Source organism: Phenylobacterium sp. (assembly GCF_036677185.1).
GTDB lineage: Bacteria > Pseudomonadota > Alphaproteobacteria > Caulobacterales > Caulobacteraceae > Phenylobacterium.
Genome location: NZ_JAKFEN010000040.1, coordinates 93,109 through 114,224, shown reverse-complemented (window position 1 = coordinate 114,224; position 21,116 = coordinate 93,109). Strand labels below are relative to the sequence as shown.

The window sequence follows — 21,116 nt, the reverse complement described above, 5'->3', positions numbered from 1 at the left end:
ACTAACCGCATAGCGTAATCTTAGGAACGCCGTTCGCTCGATAGGAACCATTTAGGATGAGGGCGCTGGGAGCCGCGTCTAGACAGCATCCATCGAAACCCGCCGCCGCGACGCCTTCCGAGCGGCCAGATGATGAGACGCCCCATGTCCGACACCGAATTCCTCACCCAGGCCGTCGCGGGCCGCTGGGACATCTATGGTCCAATCCACAAGGGGCTGCGGCTCGCCCACGGCGACATGGCCGCCCGGCTCGGCCGCGCAGACTTCACCCGCGGCCAGGACGAGCTGCTGGCCGATCTCGCCGGCCACCTGGCGCTGGGAGCCAAGCACCTGGCCCACGAAGAGACCCATATCCACGCCGCGCTGGAGGCCCGCGCGCCAGGTGCGACCGCCGATCTCAACGCCCAGCACGACCATCACCGGGCACGGTTCGACAGCCTGGCCATCGCTATCTGCGCCGTGCAGCACGCCGCCCCCGCCGACCAGCCCATGCTGGGCCGGGTGCTCTACCTGGCCTTCACCGGCTTCGTCGCCGAGGACCTGGAGCACATGCGGCAGGAGGAAACGATCATCTGGCCGCAGCTCTGCGCCCTGTTCACTGACCAGGAACTGGCCGGGATGGAGATGGCGATCATCGGATCGCTGGCGCCGGAGGAGGTCATCGCGTTCATGCGCCTGATGCTTCCGGCGATGAATCCCGCCGAGCGGACGGGCCTGCTCAGCGGCATGAAGGCGGACGCCCCGGCGGAGGCCTATGCGGCGGTGATCGAATTGGCGGCGCGCCCGACCCTCCCGGCCAACGATTTCGCGGAGCTCGAGCGCCAGGGGCTTGTCGCTTGAGGCCCCATGCGTCGCGCTGTCACCGAACCGAAGATTGACAGACCGCTGTTCGAAGCCGAAAACGCCAGGCCTTCCGGTCCCCGTCGCTCAAGCGGCGGGGATGCTTCCGTTTTGGAGGGTTACCCCGTGTCCGAAAAGACCGCGCCTCAAGCCGCGACCGTTCCCAACGACCACATCATGGGCGTCTACAATCGCGCCCCGCTGGCGTTCGAACGAGGCGTGGGCGCGCGCCTCTACACCACGGACGGGGAGGAATACCTCGACTGCATGGCCGGCATCGCCACCACGGGACTGGGCCACGCCAATCCCAAGTTGGTCCAGGCGGTGAAGGACCAGGCCGAGAAGCTCTGGCACGTCTCCAACGTCTTCACGATCCCGGGCCAGGAGAAGCTCGCCAAGGTGCTGACGCAGGCCACCGGCCTGGACGTGGCCTTCTTCACCAACTCCGGCGCCGAGGCCATCGAGTGCGCGATCAAGACCGCGCGCAAGTACCATTGGTCCAAGGGCCATCCGGAACGCATCGACATCATCGGCTTCGACGGCTCGTTCCACGGCCGCACCCTGGCGGCGGTGAACGCCTCGGGCAACGCCAGCTATCTGGAGGGCTTCGGCCCGCGCATGCCGGGCTTCATCCAGCTGCCCTTCGATGACTTCGACGCCCTCAAGGCCGCCGTCGGCCCGACCACCGCGGCGATCATCATCGAGCCCGTCCAGGGCGAGGGCGGCGCCCGCTCGCTGTCGGAACAGAGCCTCAAGGACCTGCGCCAGCTCTGCGACGAGACCGGGACCCTGCTGATCCTCGACGAGATCCAGTGCGGCCTTGGCCGCACCGGCAAGCTCTTCGCCCATGAGTGGGCCGAGGGCGCGACCCCCGACATCATGGCGGTGGCCAAGGCGCTGGGCGGCGGCTTCCCGGTCGGCGCCTGCCTGGCCACGGCCGAGGCCGCCTCCGGCATGAGCGTCGGCTCCCACGGCTCGACCTACGGCGGCAACCCGCTGGCCATGGCCGTGGCGCTGGCCTCCATGGAAGAGCTGACCAGCCCCGAGCTGCTGGCCAACGTCCGCGAGGTCGCCGGCTATTTCAATCAGCAGTTCACCGGCCTCAAGGATCGCTATCCGGACGTCATCCTCGACATCCGCGGCAAGGGCCTATTGATCGGCCTGAAGCTGGCCACGCCGAACCGCGAAATGATGCAGCACGCCCGCGACCAGCATCTGCTGATCGCCGGCGGCGGCGACAACTGCGTGCGCCTGCTGCCGCCGCTGAACCTGACCCTCGACGAGGCCCGCGAGGCGGTCGAGCGTCTGGAACGCGCCTGCGACGCCGCCCGCGCCAAGGCCAAGGCCGCGGCCTAGGACATCAACCGCTCATCCCGGCGAAGGCCGGGACCCAGGTGAAACCCTCCGCTCTCGCCAGATGAATCTGGGTCCCGGCCTCCGCCGGGATGAGCGGAGTATTTGGAATTCCACCGATGACCCAACCCGTGAGACATTTCGTCGACCTCTGGCGGCTCTCAGGCGCCGACCTGCGCGCCATCCTGGACGACGCCGCCGCTCGCAAGGCCGCCCGCCGCGGCTGGACCCAGGGCCGCGTCGATCCCGACGCCCCGGCCTCGGAACGCACCCTGGCGATGATCTTCCAGAAGAACTCGACCCGCACCCGCTTCTCCTTCGACGCGGCGATGCGCCAGCTGGGCGGCGACGTGATCATCTCCACCGCCGCCGACATGCAGCTCGGCCGCGGCGAGAGCATCGAGGACACCGCCAAGGTGCTCTCGCGGATGGTCGACGCCATCATGATCCGCGCCAACAGCCATGAGGACGTGGAGCGGCTGGCCTACGCCTCCACCATCCCGGTGATCAACGGCCTCAGCGACAAGGGTCACCCCTGCCAGATTCTCGCCGACCTGATGACCTTCGAGGAGCATCGTGGGCCGGTGGCCGGCAAGACCCTGGCCTGGGTCGGCGACGGCAACAATGTCTGCGCCAGCTTCATCCACGCCGCGCCCAAGCTGGGCTTCCGGCTGAAGATCGCCAGCCCCGCCATCTACCATCCCGACCTCATGGACCTGGCCCGCGCCCAGGCCGAGCAGGGCCAGGTGGAGGCCACCGACGACCCGCGCGCCGCCGTCGAGGGCGCCGACTGCGTGATCACCGACACCTGGGTCTCCATGGGCGACACCGACCATGACGAACGCCTGGAGGCGCTCGAGCCCTACCAGGTCGACGAGGCCCTGATGTCGCTGGCCGCGCCGGAGGGGGTGTTCCTGCACTGCCTGCCGGCCCACCGCGGCGAGGAGGTGACCGACGCGGTCATCGACGGTCCGCGCAGCCTGGTCTGGGACGAGGCGGAGAACCGCATCCACGCCCAGAAGTCGATCCTGGCCTGGTGCTTCGGGAAGATCGGCTGACCTTCCAACTCGTCATCCTCCGGGCTCGCGAAGCGAGATCCGGGGGACCCAAGCGGCCTGGCAAGTTCTGCAACTCGGCTTGGGTCCCCCGGATCGTCTTTCAGACGACCGGAGGATGACGAGTTTGGGTGACTAGAAGCCAAGCTCGCAAACCTGGCGCTAGCGCCCTATATCCCCGCACCATGCCGAACTCGCCGCTGCCCATCGCCCCCGACGACCTCGTCGCCCCGTTCCAGATCGAGGGCGAGACCGTGCGCGGCCGCCTGGTGCGCCTGGGTCCCGCGGTCGACACGATCCTCAAGGCCCACGCCTATCCCGAGGCGGTGGCCAACCTGCTGGGCGAGGCCTGCGCGCTGGCGGGCCTGGTGGGCTCCAGCCTGAAGTTCGAAGGCCGGCTGATCATCCAGGCCCAGGGCGACGGACCGGTGCGCTACGTGGTGGCCGACTACGACACCTCCGGCGCCCTGCGCGGCTATTGCCGTTTCGATCCCGACGCGGTGGCCGAGGCGGCCAAGGGTTTCATACGCCCGGGCGCCAAGACCCTGCTGGGCGGCGGGGTGTTCATCATGACCGTGGACCAAGGCGCGGACATGGACCGCTACCAGGGCGTCACCCCCATCGAGGGCGAGACCCTCGCGCTCTGCGCTGAGCAGTATTTCGCCCAGTCGGAACAGACCCCCACCCGGGTGCGCCTGGCGGTGGGCCAGGCCGACGCCGGCCACGGGCCGCACTGGCGGGCCGGCGGCATGCTGATCCAGAACATCGCCGAGGACGAGGCGCGTGGCTCCCACGGCGAAGCCTGGCGTCGCACCCAGGCCTTCTTCGAGACCATCGGCGAGGACGAGCTGCTGGACCCGACCATCTCGGCCGAGACCCTGCTGTTCCGGCTGTTCCACGAGGACGGGGTCCGGGTGTTTGAGCCCAAGGCCCTGCAGGCCTTCTGCCGCTGCTCGCAGACGCGCATCGAGGGCGTGCTGCGCTCCTTCGGCGCCGAGGAGCAGGCCGACATGGTCGAGCCCGACGGCAAGATTCGGGTGACCTGCGAATACTGCTCCACCGTCTATGTGGTGGAGCCTGAAACCATCGCCGCCGCCTAGGTTGGCGGCGCCAGGGGCTCGCCCTTCGAGAACGCCACCCGCCAGGTGCGCACCTCGCCGACAAACAGACCTGCGGTGACGGCCGGGTCGGCGGCCATGACGGCCTTGGCCTCGTCCAGGCTGGCCGCGCGCAGCAGGATGACCCCGCCGTCGACCAGCGGCGCGGCGCCCTCGGTGTTCACGGTAGGTCCGGCGGCCAGCATGCGGCCCTCGGCGAACAGCTTTCGCATGTACGCGCCGTGCGGCCCCATGGGTTGGTCGCGCAGGGGTTTGCCGGCCAGCCAGGCGGGGCCGGTCTTGTAGTGGATCACATAGACGGTCGGGATCGTGGCCGGCGGCTTGGCGGGTTCGGCCACGACCGGAGCAGCGGCCAAGGCGAGGATCGCGGTGGCGAGCGCGAGTCTCATGACGGACTCCAGGGTTTCAGGCGCGGGAGCCAACGCGGCACGTTTCTCACATACGCATCATACTGATCGGGGAAGCTGCGCCGTAGGGTTGGTTCCTCGTATGTCAGAATGAAGGCGTGGAAGAGCGCCCAGATGACCGCTCCATAGGCCAGGGTCCAGGGGCTGGCGAAGACGAGGGCCTGGCCGAGGATCAGGGCCGTCACCGCCAGGTACATCGGATTGCGCACGTGCCTGTAGAGGCCGGTGACCACCAGAACCGCCGGCGGCGCGATCGGCGCCGGCGTGCCGTGGCCTTGCCAGGCGAAGCGCAGGAAACAGGCCACCAGTCCGGCGAGGCCGGCCCCGCACAGCAGGGCGCCGGCCAGTAGCGGCAAGGGGCCCTCCAGCAGCGGCGAAGGGGGCGACCACTGTCGCACGAGCCAGGGCAGCAGCCCCGCGATCGTGCCGGGCGCCAGGATCAGGAAGGCGGCGGATCCGATGAGCGACTCTGTGCGGGACATGACGTGACCTCGCGAGACGATTGGATCATGTCATGATAGGCGCGGGAGGCGGATGTGGAAGATCATGAGCTCGAAGACTTGGCCGTCGTGGCGCCGGCCCTGCTCCAGGCCCTGGAGGCGCTTGGCTTCGTCGCCCGCTACCTGAACCCCCCGGACCTGCCGCAGGTCATGCAGGCCGTGGCGGGGCGGGACGCCGATCTGCGCGCCGCCCTCGGCCGCCTGGCCACCTGGCCCGAGAACCTGGCCCAGCTTCGAGGTCCGCTGGAAGCCGCCGGCGCCGAGGCCCTGGCCGCCTTCGACGAGCTGGGCGAGGCGGGCGACCTGCGGGCGATCTTCCGCGCCCTGCGCCACCCGCCGCGCGCCCAGGAGGCGCTCTATCCGCTGGCCGCCGTCCTGCCCCCTGTCAGCCGCTACTTCCTCGATCCGGCGACCCGGGGCGACGCCGACCTGCAGGCGCGCTTCGCCCAGGCGCCGCCGCGTCCGGACACTGGCGTCATGCATGTGGACAACGAGCCCGGCTCCCGTGGCGGTTTCTCGATGTACGTGCCGGAGGACTACACCCCCGATGTCGCGTGGCCGTTGGTGGTGGCGCTGCATGGCGGCAGCGGCAATGGCCGCGCCTTCCTGTGGAGCTGGCTGCGCGACGCCCGCAGCCACGGCGCCATCCTGGTGGCGCCGACGGCGGTCGGGGGGACCTGGGCCCTGGCCGGCCCCGACCACGACACCCCGAACCTCAATCGGATCGTGGACGGCGTGCGCGCCCAGTGGAACATCGATCCCGCCCGCCTGCTGCTGACCGGCCTGAGCGACGGCGGGACCTTCAGCTATGTGACCGGCTTGGAGCGGGACTCGCCCTTCACTCACCTGGCCCCGATCGCCGCCTCATTCCACCCAATGATCGCCCAGATGGCCGATCCGGACCGGATTCGGGGCCTGCCGATCCATCTGGCCCACGGCGAGCTGGACTGGATGTTCCCCATCGACGTGGCGCGCCAGGCGCACGAGGCCCTGTCGGCGGCCGGCGCCGCGGTGACCTATCGCGAGATCGCCGATCTCAGCCACACCTATCCCCGGGAGCTGAACCCGGAGATTCTGGATTGGCTGAGCACGACCGCGCGGGACTAGGCCGCGTCCAGCGCTCGGCTGACATCGCGGACCAGGTCGCCGGAGCCCTCCAGGCCGACGCTCATCCGCACCCAGCCCTCGGTCAGGCCGATCTCCAGGCGTTGTTCCTCCGGCATCGAGCGGTGGGTGGTGGTCGACGGATGGGTCGCCATGGATTTGGCGTCGCCCAGGTTGTTGGAAATGTCGACGATGGCGAGCGTGTCCAGGAACCGCCAGGCCGCCTCGCGGCTACCCAGGTCAAAGGCCACCACATTGCCGCCGCCGCTCATCTGGTTGGCGATGATCGCCGCCTGCGGGTGGTCCGGACGGCCGGGATAGATCACTCGCTTGGCCTTCGAGTGCGCCGCGATGGCGTCAGCCACCTTGCCGGCGTTCTCGGTCTGGCGGCGGACCCGCAGCTCCAGGGTCTCCAGGCCCTTCAGCAGGACCCAGGAATTGAACGGCGACAGCGCCGGCCCGGTATGGCGCAGGATGTCCTTATAGGCCTCGGTCATCAGCGGCTCGGCGCCCAGGATCGCCCCGCCCAGCACCCGGCCCTGGCCGTCGATGTGCTTGGTGGCCGAATAGACGACGATGTCCGCGCCCAGTGCCAAGGGCTTCTGGAAGATCGGGGTGGCGAAGACGTTGTCCACGACCAGCTTGGCGCCGGCCGCGTGGGCCACGTCGGCCACGGCGCCGATAGCGGTCACCTCCAGCAGCGGGTTGGCCGGGCTCTCCACCAGGAAGGCCTTGGTGTTGGGCCGCACCGCGTTCTTCCAGGCCTCGATATCCGTGGCGTCGACGAAGGTCACCTCGACCCCGAAGCGCGGCAGCCACTCCGAGACGATCCAGCGGCAGGAGCCGAACATGGCGCGGGCGGCCACCACATGGTCGCCGGCCCGGACCAGGCCCTGCAGGGCCACATGCACGGCGGCCATGCCCGAGGCCGTCGCGCGGCAGGTCTCGGCGCCCTCCAGCAGGGCCAGGCGGTCCTCGAACATCTGGGTCGTCGGGTTGCCGAACCGCTGGTAGATGAAGCCCGGGTCCTCGCCCGAGAAACGCCTGTCGGCGGCGCCGGCGCTCTCATAGGCGAAGCTCTGGGTCAGGAAGATCGCCTCGGAGATCTCGCCATAGGGCGAGCGGGCCATGCCGCCCCGCACCAGCTTGGTCTCCTGCTGCCAATCGCGCGGATCTTCGGCCATGGGGGATCTCCAGTTCAAACAAGGCAGCGCCTTCTACCCGGCGAAAACGACCGCCGCCACAGCGGAAAAACTGTCGCGGCGCCCAGGCGAACGCGGTCTGCGCCTTGCCAGACTCGTACCGGGCGGCGAGTGTCGCCCCGATGACCGACACCCCATCCAAGGACGCCGCCGGCATCCTGCCCTGCCAATCCATCGACGACCTGATCGCCAGCGGGGCGATCACGTCCGTCCTGCCCTTCGACCATGACCAGGTCCAGCCGGCCAGTCTGGACCTGCGGCTGGGCGCGCGCGCCTGGCGGGTGCGGGCCTCCTTCCTGCCGGGCCTGGGCCGCACGGTGCCCCAGCGCATCGCCGACGTGGCCATGCACGAGCTGGACCTGACCAAGGGCGCGGTGTTGGAGCGCGGTTGCGTCTATATCGCCGAGCTGCAGGAGGGCCTGGCCCTGCCGCCGGGGGTCTCGGCGCGGGCCAATCCCAAGAGCTCCACCGGCCGGGTCGACGTCTTCGTGCGGCTGCTGACCAACAATTCCGTGGCTTTCGACGATGTGGCCGAGGGCTATGCCGGCCCCACCTATATCGAGGTCGCGCCCCAGACCTTTTCGATCCTGGTGCGCACCAACACCCGGCTGAACCAGCTGCGCCTGAAGCGCGGCGCCCCGCCCAAGCTCTCGATCCGCAGCGTGGGGGTCGAACTCTCCGACCTCACCGACGGCATCGCCGGGTTCCGCGGCCGCCGCCACGCCGGCGTCGTCGACATGGACCATGTGGACGGCCACGACCCTAAGGATTTCTGGGAGCCGCTGTTCCCGCGCCGGGGCGAGCTGCTGCTGGATCCCGGCGAGTTCTACATCCTGGCCTCCAAGCAGGCGGTGGAGATCCCGGTGCTGCAGGCCGCCGAGATGACCCCTATCGACCCCTCGGTCGGCGAATTCCGCGTCCACTACGCCGGATTCTTCGATCCCGGCTTCGGCACCGAGGAGGCCAAGGCCGTCGGCTCCAAGGGGGTGCTGGAGGTCCGCAGCCACGAGACCCCGTTCCTGCTGGAGGACGGCCAGACGGTCGCGCGCCTGGTCTACGAACCGCTCACCGAGAAACCCGCTCGGCTCTACGGCGACCAGGGGTCGCATTACCAGCGCCAGGGTTTGAAGCTATCAAAGCACTTCAAGGTCTGGTCGTAGCTTTCAGCCCCAGGGGGGCCTGTGGGGCGTTTATCGGCGATCTCGAGCGCCGTGGCGCTCCTCCTGAGCCTCCTGCCTGGATGGGCTGGCGCGGCCCCGGCCATGTGGCTGGTGCGCGACGCCGACACCGAGATCTACCTGTTCGGCACAATGCACGTGCTCAGCCCGGCGGCGGCCTGGCGCACCCCGGCCTATGAGGCCGCCTATGAGCGGGCCCAGACCGTTTGGTTCGAGGCCGACCTCACCACCGCCGATCCGCCGGCCCTTACCGACCTGGTCGCCCGCTACGGCGTCGATCCCGAACGGTCGCTCAGCACCAAGCTGGCGAACCACGAACTGCGGGCGCTCAAACCGCTGCTGGAGCGCGGTCGCGTGCCCCTGGCGCGGATCGAGCACATGCGCCCCTGGGCCGCGGCGCTGATGCTGTCCACGCGGTCCCTGGGCCAGGCTGGCGGGACCGTGGAGGACGGCGCCGACCTCGCCGTCACCCGCCAGGCCAAGCAGGCCGCCAAGACGGTGCGCGCCTTCGAGACGGTGGAAGACCAGATCCGGATGTTCGCGGGCCTCTCCGAACCGGGGGAGGTCCAGTACCTGGCCGACGTGATCCGCGAGCGTTCGGCGCCGGTCCGCCGCCGCGAGCCCTCCCTGGAGCAGGCCTGGATCGCCGGCGACATGACCCGGCTGGGCCCCGGCCTGGTGGAGGGCATGCGTCAGGCCAGCCCCGAGTTCTACGACATGCTGCTGCGCCGCCGGAACCTCGCCTGGGCGCGGACCCTGGAGCGCGAGATGGCCGCCCCCGGCGGGGTCCATCTGGTCAATGTCGGCGCCCTGCACATGGTCGGCGACGACGGCCTGCCGACCCTGCTGGCCGCGCGGGGCTACGAGGTCCGCCGCATCCAATAGTCAGCCGACGACCACTTCCTCGCGCCGGTAGATCGAGCGTTTCGGCGCGGCCAGCACGCGGCGCAGCATCGGCTCGAAGGCCTCCAGGGGCATCGACTGGTAAGCCGGGTCGAAGCTGTTCTGGTCGTACTGATGGCAGAACTGGGCGGTGTATTCGAAATCCGGATGGCCGCGGAACTGGTCGCGCATGTCGCGGTCCAGGCCCAGATAATGGAAGAAATAATAGCCCTGGAAGATGCCGTGCTTGTCCATCATCCAGAAGTTCCGCTCCGAGACATAGGGCTTCATGATGATCGCCCCGATCTCGGCGTGGTTGGACGGGCCCAGGATGTCGCCGATGTCGTGCACCAGGGCGCAGACCACGTATTCCTCGTCGCGGCCGTCCTTGAAGGCGCGGGTGGCGGTCTGCAGGGAGTGCTCCAGCCGGGTGACGGCGAAGCCGCCGCTATCGGCCTCCAGCATCTTCAGGTGGGCCAGGATCCGGTCGGGCAGTTCGTTGCGATAGGGCGCGCCCGCCCGGCCGATGGCCATCCAGTCCTCGAGTGTGCCCTCGGTCATGGCGTGGAACCTGGCGGCGTCAGGCGCAGCGTCGTCGGCCATGGCGGCCTCCCTATCTTATCGTTGTTCAGGCCATGGTGCGGCGAGGGCGCGCGAAGGTCAACGAGGGCGCTTGGCCCCGGGCGATCTCCCGTCTATGTTCCGCCCCCGGCCGCCGCCCAGGCGGACCGCATGCGGGCGTAGCTCAGGGGTAGAGCGTCAGCTTCCCAAGCTGAATGTCGTGGGTTCGAATCCCATCGCCCGCTCCATGTTTTCAATGACTTAGCGGAAATCCAGAGCGGCCGTCCTGGACCGTCGTGTCGGCCAAACCGTCAGTCCTCGGCGATCTCGCTCGCCTTGCGGGTTTCGGGCATGCGCAGATAGACCAGCAGCGAGAGCGCGATCATCGCGGTGACGTACCAGTAGAAGCCGCGTTCCAGGTCGATGCTCTTGAACCACAGGGCGACGTACTCGGCTGTCCCACCGAAGATGGCGTTGGCCAGGGCGTAGGGCAGGGCGACGCCCAGGGCGCGGATATGTGCCGGGAACAGCTCGGCCTTCACCACGGCGTTGATGGCCGTGTAGCCGGTGACGATCACCAGCGCGCCAAGGGCGAGCAGGAAGGCCGTGAAGGAGTTGTCCGCCGCCTCCAGCAGCCGGAAGATCGGATAGGTGAAGAGGGCGCCGCAGGTCCCGAAGGCGATCAGCAGCGGCCGGCGGCCGATCCTGTCCGACAGCCAACCCGCCAGCGGCTGCAGCAACATGAAGACGAACAGGGCCGCCGCGGTGATCTCGGTGGCCGCCTCCCGGCTGAAGCCGGACGTGTTGACCAGGAACTTCTGCATGTAGGTCGAGTAGGCATAGAAGGCGAGCGTGCCGCCGGCGGTGAGGGCGATCACCAGGAAGGCCTGGCGCGGATAGTGGCGGAACAGGATCCAGCCGCTGGACCCCATGCTGGCGGTCGCCTTGACGTTCTGGAAGCTCTCGGTCTCCATGAGCCCGCGCCGGATGTAGAACACCGCGATGGCCAGGAGGCCGCCGATCCCGAACGGTATGCGCCAGCCCCAGCTTTCCAGGTCGGCGGGCGGCAGGATCGACTGCAGGACCAGCAGCACGCAAAGCGCCAGAAGCTGGCCGCAGATCAGCGTCACGTATTGGAAGCTGGAGAAGAAGCCGCGCCGTTCCCGTCCGGCCATCTCGGAGAGGTAGGTGGCCGACGCACCGTACTCGCCCCCCACCGACAAGCCTTGCAGCAGGCGCGCGGCGAGCAGGATCAGCGGCGACAGCGCGCCAACCTGGGCGTGGGTGGGCGCCACCGCGATCATCAACGAACCCAGGCACATCAGGGTGACCGATAGCGTCAGTCCCGACTTGCGGCCGTTCCGGTCGGCATAGACACCCATGATCCAGGCGCCGAGCGGGCGGACGACGAACCCCACGGCGAACACCGCCGCGGCGCTCAGCAGCTGGGCCGTGGGGTCGTCGGAGGGGAAGAACGACGGCGCGAAATAGAGCGTGAACGCCGAGTAGACGTACCAGTCGTACCACTCCACCAGGTTGCCGGTGGACCCCCCGATGATCGATTTCAGGCGGCGTCCGCCTGCCAGATATTTCGACACCCACACCTCGCCAATGCGTCCAGGACAACCGCTTCTGTCGGTTCCTGAACGAACCGGCGCCTGGTTTTCCGCCATGCGCGGTCGCCGCATTCCGCCTGGCCGACGGGACGGCGGGGGCGTCTGGACATCGTCGCGCAAGCGTGCGCGGACTGTCATCTCATTGTCGTGGAAGTACGTGTCGGGGGCGCGGGATGAGCGAACTGCTCGTTCGGTTGGAGTGGTTCAAAGCCGTCATTCTGCCTCACGAGGCGGCCGTGCGTGCGCGCCTGCGGCGCATCTGTCCGGCTGGCTTTGATGTGGAGAACCTGGTGGCCGAGAGCTTGGCCCGCGCCTATCAGGTTCAGGATTTTGCACGGGTCACCGCTGGCCGCGCCTACCTCATGACGGTCGCCCGCAACCTGCTGATCGACGCCCTGCGCCGCGAGACCATCGTGTCCCTGGACTTCGTCGCCGACCTCGATGTCCTGCGCTCCGACGATGCGGCGGTGGAGCGGCAGATCCAGGCGCGGGACGAACTGCGCTGGCTCCAGCGTCTGGTCGACCGCCTGCCGCCGCAGCCGCGAAAGGTCTTCTTGCTGCGACGCGTGCATGACCTTTCTCTCGCCGCCATAGCGGTTCAGATGAGCCTGTCCGTTTCCACGGTCGAGAAGCATCTTGTCAAAGCGCTCAAGCTCGTGGCTCAGGCGCGAGCGGAACGTGAGGATGACGAGTTTGGGCGAACCGCCCCACAGGACGTACGATTGGCAGGCGATCGACGATCAGGCGGCCGCCTACGTCGCTAGGCTGGCTTGCGGCGTCAGCCCCGCGGAACGTCGGGAAATCTATGCCTGGGTGGGCGGCGACCCGCGCCACGCCGTGGCGTTCGCGCGCATGGAGGCGGCGTGGGAGTCCGCCGAACGCCTGCGCGCCTCTCCCCCGTCGCTTGATCTGGCCGTCGAGGCCGTCGGCCACGACAGGTCGGCGCCGACAAGGTCCACGGAGGGATCGAGCCGGCGGCGACTGATGTTCGGGTCACTGGCCGCGGCGAGCGCGGCCGTCGCAGCGACCGTGGGCTGGCGGCTGGTCAGCAATGTCGAATTACATCGAACGGGCGTGGGCGAGCGGCGCCAGGTCGTCCTGGCGGACGGATCGCGGGTGACCCTGAACACCGCCTCCACCATAGAACTTGCCTTCACCGACAAGCAGCGGCGCATAAGGCTGGTGAGGGGCGAGGCCCTGTTCGAGGTCGCACACGACGCCGCCCGTCCGTTCCTGGTCGACGCTGGCGCCGCGCGTTTCCGGGCGCTGGGCACGGCGTTCAACGTGCGGATGCGACCCGACGTGGTGGAGTTGACCGTCACCCAGGGCGTCGTCGGCGTCGTGGCCGAGGCCGGTCGCGGCGAGACGCCGGTGGCCGCGAAGGTCAGGGCGGGCGGCGGCGCGGTGGTCCGGTCCGGCGCCGTGGCCCCCACCGCCCTCGACGACCAGCACCTTCGTCAGCGCACGGCCTGGCAGGAAGGGGTGCTTGAGTTCGACGGCGAGTCCCTCGCCCAGGTGGTGGGCGAGTTCAATCGCTATCGCCAACAGCCCATCGTGATCGGCGACGCCCGACTTGAGGCGCTGCGGATCGGCGGCCGTTTCGAGGTCGACGAGGCCGACAAGTTCCTGGCGGCCTTGACCACCAGCTTCCCGATCGAGGCGATAGCGACGGCCGACGGTGGCGTCCTGCTGGTGGAACGCCAGTGAGCTGACAATTTTTCACGGGCCATATGGCGGTGGTGCAACCGCGGTCCGTTCGATGGGGTAGGGCGTCGCATAGGGGGCTTTGCAACATGCCGAATTTCCACCGTCTGTTCTGGGCATCGTCGACGGCGGTCGCCGCCGTGGCGTTCGCCGCGCCGGTCGCCGCGCAGAACGCCGTCACGAACTTCGACATCGCATCCCAGCCGATGCAGGGTGCGCTGAACGCGCTCTCCGCCCAATCGGGCGTGCGGTTGCTCTATCCCTATGAGCGGGTTTCGGGCCTGACCTCGCCGCCGGTGCGGGGACGCATGGCGACGCGCACGGCGCTCGACCAGATCATCGCCGGCTCAACGCTTCGCGTGGTCATGGTGCAGACGGACCTCATCGCGCTGTCGGCCTCCCGGCCACGGGCCGAACTTATCCGGACGGCCTCCGTCGGGCCGGCCTTCGCCGCGGTCGCCGCCGCCGCGCAGGACGAGGGCGGCGGCGTTGCGGTCAAGCCCGCGGAGCCGCAGGAGCTCGAGGCCGTGGTCGTGACCGGCGTTCGCGGCGCGCCGCGGACCATCATCGACAGCCCGACGCCGATCGACTCATTCTCGGCCACCGAGCTGGAGAAGTCCGGCCGGGCCGGCGTCTTCCAGGCGCTGCAGACCCTGGCGCCCTCCTTCAATCTGCCGTTCCGGGCCGGAGGCGGCACCTCCACGATCATCGCGACAGGTGGCCTGCGGGGCTTAAATCCCGACCAGACCCTGGTGCTGATCAATGGGAAGCGGCGGCACAAGACCTCGCTGATCAACGCGGTTTCGTCGCTCTACAACGGATCGGTTCCCGCCGACCTGGACATGATCCCGACCGCCTCGATCGAGCGGATCGAGGTCCTGCGCGACGGCGCGGCGGCCCAGTACGGCTCCGACGCCATCGCCGGTGTCATCAACATCATCATGAAGGGCGACACCGACGCCGGGCTGCTCAGCGCCACCTACGGCCTGAACTTCGACCGCAAGGACGGCGACCTGACCCAGTTCGCCTTCAACAAGGGCTTCAGACTCGGCGACGCCGGCTTCGTGAACGTTTCGGTGAATCGCAAGGACCAGCGGCTGTCCAACCGCGCCTATCCCATTGCTCCCAGCATCCAGCTGTTCCCGCTGGTCGGCGGCGTCCGCGATCCGCGTGAGGCCACCATCGACCGGCTGGTGACCAAGAACTTCGGCCAGTTGCCGCAGACCAACACCACGTTCGGCTTCAACGGCGAATACGATTTCGGCAAGATCGCGCTCTACGCATTCGGCACCTACTCGAAGCGTGAGTCCGACCTCCCGTTCACCTACCGCACGCCCAACAACGTCAACACGACGCCGGCGCTCTACCCGCTTGGCTATCGGCCGAACGAAGTGGTCAACGAGGACGACTACGAGTTCACCAGCGGCATGAAGGGCGACCTGGGCGGCTGGGAGTGGGACCTCTCCACCGGCTACGGCAAGAACAAGGCCGAACTGCACACCTCCAACACCGAGAACGCCAGCCTCGGCCCGGCCAGTCCCAAGACGTTCTACATCGGCACGCTGCAGTCCGACGAACTGACCAGCAACCTGGACGTGACCCGCGGTTTCGCGCTTGGCGAGTCCAGCCTGCAGGTGTCCTTCGGCGCCCAGTACCGGCGCGAGGGCTACAAGATTTTGGCCGGGGAGCCCGCGAGCTACGCCGAGGGTCTCTATCGCGCTCCGCCCGGACAGCCGTTTGCTGGCGTGGCGCCGCAGACCGGCGCCCAGGCGACGCCTGGCTTCCGCCCCGCTGACGCCAGCACCAGCCATCGCGACTCCAGGGCGGTCTATGGCGAACTGGGCTGGGACGCGACGTCCAGGCTCTTCATCGGCGCCGCCGCCCGCTACGAGAACTACAGCGACTCCTCGGGCGACACCCTCACGGGCAAGCTGACCGGCCGATATGAGCTGACCGACTGGCTCTCCCTGCGCGGCGCGGTCAGCAACGGCTTCCGCGCGCCGGGCCTGGCCCAACAGCACTACGCCGCCACGTCCAGCCAGTTCCGGACCGTGGCCGGGGTGCCAAACCAGCTGCTGCTGATCAAGACCTTGCCGGTCAGCGCGCCCGAGGCCGTCGCCCTCGGCGCGAAGCCGCTGACGCCCGAGAAGTCAAAGAACCTCAGCGCCGGCCTAACCCTGCAGCCCACGCCTGGCCTGGACATCACCATCGACGCCTACCAGATCGAGGTGGACAACCGGATCGCGATCACCAGCACCCTGACCGGGACGGCGGTGAGCAACATCCTGATCTCCAAGGGTCTCTCCGGCGACCTGTCGGCCCAGTACTACACCAACGCCATCGACACCCGGACCCGCGGCATCGACGTGGTGGCGACCTACCGCTACGACCTCGGCGACTGGGGCCGGCTGCGGGCGAACGCCGGCTTCAACTACGGCAAGACCAAGATCCTCGACATCATCCCGAACCCGCCCGAACTGACCGCGCTCGGCGCCGGGTTCGTCCTGTTCGGGCGCGGCAGCCAGGGTTTCCTGACCACCTCGTTCCCCAAGAGCAAGGTCGCGCTGGGCCTGAACTGGGACTGGAATAAGCTGAACCTGAACCTGCGCTCGACGCGCTATGGCAAGTTCACGGTCATCGCCGACCTGCCGGCCCAGGACCGCAGCTACGGGGCCAAGTGGATCACGGATCTCGAGGTCAGCTACAAGGTCCTGGATCAGGTCACCTTGGCCGCCGGCGCCAACAACCTGTTCAACGAGTACCCGGACAAGAACGGCATCTACAACGCCGCCACGGGCAGCGGCCATTTCCCCGGCACCTCGCCGTTCGGGTTCACCGGCGGCTCCTGGTACGCCCGGGTGCAGTACACGTTCTGAGGACGGGGATCGGGAGACGCGCTGTGTATTTTCCCAGGAATCTGATGATCGCCGCCGCGTTGGCGGTGAGCCTCGCGGCGGCGCCGGCCGCCGTCCAGGCCGCTCCCAAGGGTGAGATCCTCTACGACACCTACGGCGTGCCCCACATCTACGGGAAGGACGAGGCCTCGGTCTTCTATGGCTTCGGCTACGCCACGGCGCAGAACCACGGCGACGTGGTCGTGAAGCTCTACGGCCAGGCTCGCGGTCGCGCCGCGGAGTACTGGGGGGCGGCGGAGGTCGAATCCGACAAATGGGTGATCGCCAACGGCATCTATGAGCGCGCCAAGGCCTGGTACGCGCAGGAGCCGGCCAGCTTTCGCGCCAACCTCGACGCCTTCGCCGCGGGCATGAACGCCTATGCGAAGGCCCACCCGGAAAAGCTCGACCCCGCGGTGCGTCAGGTCTTCCCGATCACCGGCGTCGATGTCATGGCCCACGGCCACCGGCTGATGAACTACGTCTATGTGGCGCCCCAGGCGCGGACCATGGGCGGCAACGCCGACGCAGGCTCGAACGCCTGGGCCGTCATGCCCAGGAAGTCGGCCAGCGGGAACACCCCGCTGTTGGCCAACCCGCACCTGCCTTGGGCGCCCAGCCAGCTCACCTATTTCGAAGCCGACCTGAACGGGCCGGGCATCAAGATGTACGGGGCGACGCAGGTGGGCCTGCCGGTGCTGCGCTTCGCGTTCAACGACCGGATGGGCTTCACCAACACCGTCAACGGCGTCCTGGGGGCCACCAACTACGAATTGAAGCTCGCCGACGGCGGCTATCTCCTCGACGGCAAGGTGCGGGCGTTCGAAACCAAGGCCGCCAGCCTGAAGGTGAAGCAGCCGGACGGAACCCTCCGCACCGAGCCGCTGGAGCTCCGCTCGTCGGTGCACGGGCCGGTGTTCACGCGGGCCGACGGCAAGACGGTCGCCGTGCGTGTCGCCGGCCTCGATCGTCCCGGCGGACTTCGCCAGTATTGGGACATGGGTAAGTCGAAGAGCTTCGCCGACTACCAGGCGATCATGCAGCGCCTGCAGGTGCCGTCGTTCAACATCGTCTATGGCGACCGCGAAGGGCACGTCCAGTATCTCTACAACGGCATCCTGCCCAAGCACGCCGATGGCGACGTCGCCAAGTGGGGCGGGCTGGTGGCCGGCGACACCTCGGCCACCCTGTGGACCGACACCCACCCCTATGAGGACCTGCCCAAGGTCATCGATCCGCCCAGCGGTTACGTGCAGAACACCAACGATCCGCCGTGGGTCTCGACCTGGCCGCAGGCGATCCAGGCCAAGGACTATCCGGCCTACATGGCCAATAAGGGCCCGATGTCGTTGCGCGCTCAGCAGTCGTCGCACCTGATGGCCGATCCGGCGAAGGTCACCTTCGACGACTTCGTGGTCCGCAAGCTGACCAACCACGTGCTGATGACCGACCGGGTGCTGGACGAACTGCTGGCCGCCGCCGCGCAGAGCGCCGACCCTGATATCCTGGAAGCCGCGGCCGTGCTCAAGGCCTGGGACCGCACCGTCGACGCCGACGCGAAGGGCGCTCTGCTGTTCGAGGCCTGGGCGCGGAAGTTCGCCGGTCCGACCTACAACAACGACGCCAACTATCGGGTCCGCTGGGACCCGGCCAAGCCCATCGACACGCCCGTCGGCCTCAAGGACCCGACCCAGGCCGTGGCCATGTTGAAGGCCGCGGCTCAGGAGGCCAAGGCCAGCTACGGGTCGATCGACCGCCCGTTCGGCGAGGTCTCCCGCTTCGCGCTCGGCAAGGTCGACCTGCCGGGCAACGGTGGCTTCGGCAATACCGGCGTCTTCCACGTCATGACCTGGAGCCCGCTCAAGGACGGCAAGCGCACGCCCGTCCACGGCGAGACCTGGGTGTCGATGGTGGAGTTCTCGACGCCGATCAAGGCGCTGGGATTGATGAGCTACGGCAACTCGACCCAGCCGGGGTCGCTGCACCGCAGCGACCAGCTCGAGCACCTGTCGAAGAAGACCTACCGTACCCTATGGACCACCCGCGCCGAGGTCGAGAAACACCTCGAGTCGAAGGTCCCCTTTTGATCCGCAGGAGATGACGATGCCTCGACGCTGGATGCCGGCCGCCATGGCGGGCGCCGCCCTAGCGGTCGCCGCCACGGCCGCCGCCGCGCCGGACCCGGCGTTCGCCCCGATCCAGCGCGATCTGCTGGCGATGCCGGGATCGCTGTCCAACGCCTGGGCGGACTTCGACAACGATGGAGACCTCGATCTCGCCGTCTCCCTGAAGAGCGGCGAGATCCGCCTCTATCGGAACGACAAGGGCGCGCTGGCCAGTATCGGCGGCGCGATGGGCCTGCCCACCACCGGGAGCGAGTTCCGGGCCCTGAGCTGGGGCGACTATGACAGCGATGGCTGGGTCGACCTGCTGGCGGGCTCAAGCGTTCCGGCCAAGCCCAGCGCGGTCTTTCACAACAGGGCCGGGAAAACCTTCGTCGACGTGGCCGCCGAGATCGGCCTCACCCTGCCTGGGCGGTCGGCCCGCCAGAACAACTGGATCGACTACGACAACGACGGGGATCTCGACCTCTACGCCACGGATCGGATCGGCGAGAACAAGCTCTATCGCAACGACGGCGGCAAGTTCACCCAGGTGTTCGTGGGGGCGGGTCCCACCGTCGCCCGCTCGACGGTGGGCGCATGCTGGCTCGACTACGACAAGGACGGGGACCTGGACCTGTTCCTCGCCAACCAGTCGGGCAAGACCGACGCGCTGTGGCGCAATGACGGCGCCGCGTTCGTCGACGTGGCCCCCACGCTCGGCATGGACACCCCGGGCCGCAGCACCGACGAGGGCGGCGTCGGCTGCGCCGTCGGCGACTACGACAATGACGGCGCCCTGGACATCTTCGTCCCGAACTACGGCCATAACGCCCTGTGGCGTGGAACCGGCGACGGCGGCTTCACCAACACCGCGGCGGCGACGGGTGTGGGTGTCGAGAACCATGCGGTAGGCGCGGCCTGGGGCGACTACGACAACGACGGCTATCCCGACCTGGCGGTGATGTCCTACGAGGGCCCGGCCGGCCAGCAGACGCCGTTTGATCGGCTGTTCCACAATCAGGCCGGCAAGACCTTCACGAACGTGCTCACCAAGGGCGGTCTGCTCGACGCCGGGGACCACGGCGTCGCCTGGGTGGATTATGACCGGGACGGAGCGCTCGATCTGTCGGTGACCCAGGGCTACAGCCCCGTGGGCGGGCATTTCCTCTTCCGCAACCTGCTTCCCAAGGCCGCCGCAAGGCAGAGTCTGCAGGTCACCGTCGTCGACGCCAAGGGCCATTTCACCCAGGCCGGCGCCGAGGTGCGCGTCTATGGTCTCGACGGCAAGCTGCTGGGCGCGGGCCAGGTCTCCACCGGCGGCGGCTATGGCGCCCAGGGCGCCACGCCCGTTCACTTCGGGCTGCCCGGCGCCTCGCGGGTCACGGTCGAGGTGACGTTCATGAGCGCGGCCGGCCGCAAGGTGCAGCGGCTGGAGAAGATCGACGTGAAGGCCTATTCGGGCAAGACGCTGGTGGTTCGACGCGCGTCCTGAGCGGGAGGCGCTGACGGCCAGCGCCGCGCGCCGCGCTTAGTAGGCGTGGTCCTTCCTCGCCTTTCGGACCGCGACCTGGATGGTGTCGAGCGCCTTGGCCGCGGCGTCGGCGGACGCCTTGGCGGCGTCGCGCGCGGCCCGAAGGGTCTCCTCGGTCGTGGCGCGGTCCGCGGCCTGCGCGGCCTGCGCCGCTCGAGCGGTTTCCTCCGCCGCGCGGCGGGCGGCTTTCACCGACCGGTCGGCGGCGATCCGCGTGTCCGCAGATCCGCGGGCGAAGGCTTCCCTGGCCCGCGCGGCGGCCGTCACGGCGGCGGCCTCGGTCTCCCGGGAGGCGGTTCTCGAGGCTTCGGCGCTCTCGCGGGTCACCTCGCGCAGCGCCGTCTCGGCCGTGTCCAGCGCCTTGATCGCCGACTGGGCCGCCGCACTCGCCGCGTCGATGGCGCGGTCGGCCGCCTCGTGGGCGCGGGCGTCCACGGCGCGCACCGTCTGTTCGGCCTGGCTGGGAGGTTTGGCGGGCTGGGCCTGGGTCGCATAGGCCGGGAAGCTCAGCAGGATCGCCGAGGCGATCAGCAGGTGGCGCTTGTTCACAGGCGTTCTCCGGAGATGCGGGTCTTGGCGGCGGCGGGGAGCCGGCGCTGGGTAAGGCGGGGCGCGCCAGCGATCAGGGCGACGCCGGACAGACCCAGGATCACCGCCGAAGCGCACCAACCGCAGTGAGTCTCCAGCGGCGCGCCGCAGATGACTCCCATCTGTTCGATCGCGCGCATGTGAGCCCAGGCCAGGGCGGCGCTGCCGGCCGCCGCCAGCAAGCTCAGCGCTCCGGCGACGGCTCCCACGTCCAATGGCTCGGTCGCGTGCATGGGTGTTCCTCCAGTCCCTGACAGGATCGCGAGGCGCGAACGCCTCGGCCTTGACTGAAATCAAAGCCAGCCGGCCGCCGATTGTGAGACTGGCGGCTGGGCATCGCAGCGACTCGCGGGGAACATGACCACTCAATCGGCACAAACCGACGCGGCGCCGCTGAACGCCGTCCTGCTCTATGCGCTGACGGGCCTGCTGGCCTTCGGCGCCCTCATGGCCACGGCGTTCTCCGACGACCGGCTGT

19 protein-coding genes and 1 tRNA gene are annotated in these 21,116 nt (G+C 68.8%); 13 read left to right on the top strand and 7 right to left on the bottom strand.

Annotated features, from left to right (window positions below; all coding sequences use genetic code 11):
• The first annotated feature begins 144 nt into the window (after positions 1-144).
• The 4 genes from V6M51_RS21010 (at position 145) to V6M51_RS20995 (ending at position 4,348) form a co-directional block, all read left to right on the top strand.
• The gene (locus V6M51_RS21010; protein ID WP_332770193.1) at positions 145-840 is read left to right on the top strand and encodes a hypothetical protein; all 696 of its coding nucleotides are present in this window, start codon (positions 145-147) and stop codon (positions 838-840) included.
• A gap of 177 nt (positions 841-1,017) precedes the next feature.
• On the top strand, positions 1,018-2,196 hold the full coding sequence (locus V6M51_RS21005; protein ID WP_332770319.1) for an aspartate aminotransferase family protein: 1,179 nt from the start codon (positions 1,018-1,020) through the stop codon (positions 2,194-2,196).
• Positions 2,197-2,312: 116 nt separating this feature from the next.
• Positions 2,313-3,251 (top strand): ornithine carbamoyltransferase, encoded by a 939-nt coding sequence (gene argF / locus V6M51_RS21000; protein WP_332770192.1) that lies wholly within the window; start codon positions 2,313-2,315, stop codon positions 3,249-3,251.
• 182 nt (positions 3,252-3,433) lie between these two features.
• Positions 3,434-4,348: an Hsp33 family molecular chaperone gene (locus tag V6M51_RS20995; RefSeq protein ID WP_332770191.1), complete on the top strand. Its 915-nt coding sequence runs from the start codon at positions 3,434-3,436 to the stop codon at positions 4,346-4,348.
• On the opposite strand, the gene V6M51_RS20990 is transcribed toward V6M51_RS20995, so the two are convergent.
• Positions 4,345-4,755 (bottom strand): YciI family protein, encoded by a 411-nt coding sequence (locus V6M51_RS20990; RefSeq protein ID WP_332770190.1) that lies wholly within the window; start codon positions 4,753-4,755, stop codon positions 4,345-4,347. The two genes, V6M51_RS20995 and V6M51_RS20990, sit on opposite strands and share 4 nt — an antisense overlap.
• Positions 4,752-5,255 carry a methyltransferase family protein gene (locus V6M51_RS20985; RefSeq protein ID WP_332770189.1) on the bottom strand — a complete coding sequence of 168 codons (504 nt, stop codon included), beginning with the start codon at positions 5,253-5,255 and terminating at the stop codon, positions 4,752-4,754. Before V6M51_RS20985 ends, V6M51_RS20990 begins: the two co-directional genes overlap by 4 nt.
• Positions 5,256-5,309: 54 nt before the next feature.
• On the opposite strand from V6M51_RS20985, the gene V6M51_RS20980 reads away from it, so the two are divergent.
• Positions 5,310-6,380: a hypothetical protein gene (locus V6M51_RS20980; RefSeq protein WP_332770188.1), complete on the top strand. Its 1,071-nt coding sequence runs from the start codon at positions 5,310-5,312 to the stop codon at positions 6,378-6,380.
• Here the strand turns inward: V6M51_RS20980 and metZ are convergent.
• The gene (gene metZ / locus V6M51_RS20975; RefSeq protein ID WP_332770187.1) at positions 6,377-7,561 is read right to left on the bottom strand and encodes an O-succinylhomoserine sulfhydrylase; all 1,185 of its coding nucleotides are present in this window, start codon (positions 7,559-7,561) and stop codon (positions 6,377-6,379) included. The genes V6M51_RS20980 and metZ overlap by 4 nt on opposite strands.
• A gap of 140 nt (positions 7,562-7,701) precedes the next feature.
• On the opposite strand from metZ, the gene V6M51_RS20970 reads away from it, so the two are divergent.
• Together V6M51_RS20970 and V6M51_RS20965 are read left to right on the top strand one after the other, a co-directional pair.
• A complete protein-coding gene (locus V6M51_RS20970) occupies positions 7,702-8,739 on the top strand; it encodes a 2'-deoxycytidine 5'-triphosphate deaminase (RefSeq protein ID WP_332770186.1) in 1,038 nt (345 codons plus the stop codon).
• A gap of 51 nt (positions 8,740-8,790) precedes the next feature.
• The gene (locus V6M51_RS20965) at positions 8,791-9,642 is read left to right on the top strand and encodes a TraB/GumN family protein (RefSeq protein ID WP_332770185.1); all 852 of its coding nucleotides are present in this window, start codon (positions 8,791-8,793) and stop codon (positions 9,640-9,642) included.
• Here the strand turns inward: V6M51_RS20965 and V6M51_RS20960 are convergent, their stop codons facing one another.
• A complete protein-coding gene (locus tag V6M51_RS20960) occupies positions 9,643-10,242 on the bottom strand; it encodes an HD domain-containing protein (protein ID WP_332770184.1) in 600 nt (199 codons plus the stop codon). It lies immediately after the preceding gene.
• A gap of 131 nt (positions 10,243-10,373) precedes the next feature.
• On the opposite strand from V6M51_RS20960, the gene V6M51_RS20955 reads away from it, so the two are divergent.
• Positions 10,374-10,448, top strand: a tRNA-Gly gene (locus tag V6M51_RS20955).
• Between the two features lie 63 nt (positions 10,449-10,511).
• Here the strand turns inward: V6M51_RS20955 and V6M51_RS20950 are convergent.
• Positions 10,512-11,798 (bottom strand): MFS transporter, encoded by a 1,287-nt coding sequence (locus V6M51_RS20950; protein ID WP_332770183.1) that lies wholly within the window; start codon positions 11,796-11,798, stop codon positions 10,512-10,514.
• Between the two features lie 191 nt (positions 11,799-11,989).
• Between V6M51_RS20950 and V6M51_RS20945 the strand changes: the two genes are divergently transcribed.
• The 5 genes from V6M51_RS20945 to V6M51_RS20925 all read left to right on the top strand — a co-directional run bounded on the left by V6M51_RS20945 (position 11,990) and on the right by V6M51_RS20925 (position 20,011).
• A complete protein-coding gene (locus tag V6M51_RS20945; RefSeq protein ID WP_332770182.1) occupies positions 11,990-12,580 on the top strand; it encodes an RNA polymerase sigma factor in 591 nt (196 codons plus the stop codon).
• The gene (locus V6M51_RS20940) at positions 12,510-13,523 is read left to right on the top strand and encodes a FecR family protein (RefSeq protein ID WP_332770181.1); all 1,014 of its coding nucleotides are present in this window, start codon (positions 12,510-12,512) and stop codon (positions 13,521-13,523) included. Before V6M51_RS20945 ends, V6M51_RS20940 begins: the two co-directional genes overlap by 71 nt.
• A gap of 86 nt (positions 13,524-13,609) precedes the next feature.
• The gene (locus V6M51_RS20935) at positions 13,610-16,396 is read left to right on the top strand and encodes a TonB-dependent receptor plug domain-containing protein (RefSeq protein ID WP_332770180.1); all 2,787 of its coding nucleotides are present in this window, start codon (positions 13,610-13,612) and stop codon (positions 16,394-16,396) included.
• 23 nt (positions 16,397-16,419) lie between these two features.
• Positions 16,420-18,501, top strand: coding sequence for a penicillin acylase family protein (locus V6M51_RS20930; RefSeq protein ID WP_332770179.1), 2,082 nt, complete (start codon positions 16,420-16,422; stop codon positions 18,499-18,501).
• A 16-nt stretch (positions 18,502-18,517) separates the two neighbouring features.
• On the top strand, positions 18,518-20,011 hold the full coding sequence (locus V6M51_RS20925) for a CRTAC1 family protein (protein ID WP_332770178.1): 1,494 nt from the start codon (positions 18,518-18,520) through the stop codon (positions 20,009-20,011).
• Between the two features lie 36 nt (positions 20,012-20,047).
• On the opposite strand, the gene V6M51_RS20920 is transcribed toward V6M51_RS20925, so the two are convergent.
• Positions 20,048-20,599 carry a hypothetical protein gene (locus tag V6M51_RS20920; RefSeq protein WP_332770177.1) on the bottom strand — a complete coding sequence of 184 codons (552 nt, stop codon included), beginning with the start codon at positions 20,597-20,599 and terminating at the stop codon, positions 20,048-20,050.
• On the bottom strand, positions 20,596-20,871 hold the full coding sequence (locus tag V6M51_RS20915) for a hypothetical protein (RefSeq protein WP_332770176.1): 276 nt from the start codon (positions 20,869-20,871) through the stop codon (positions 20,596-20,598). Before V6M51_RS20915 ends, V6M51_RS20920 begins: the two co-directional genes overlap by 4 nt.
• Positions 20,872-21,116: the final 245 nt, after the last annotated feature.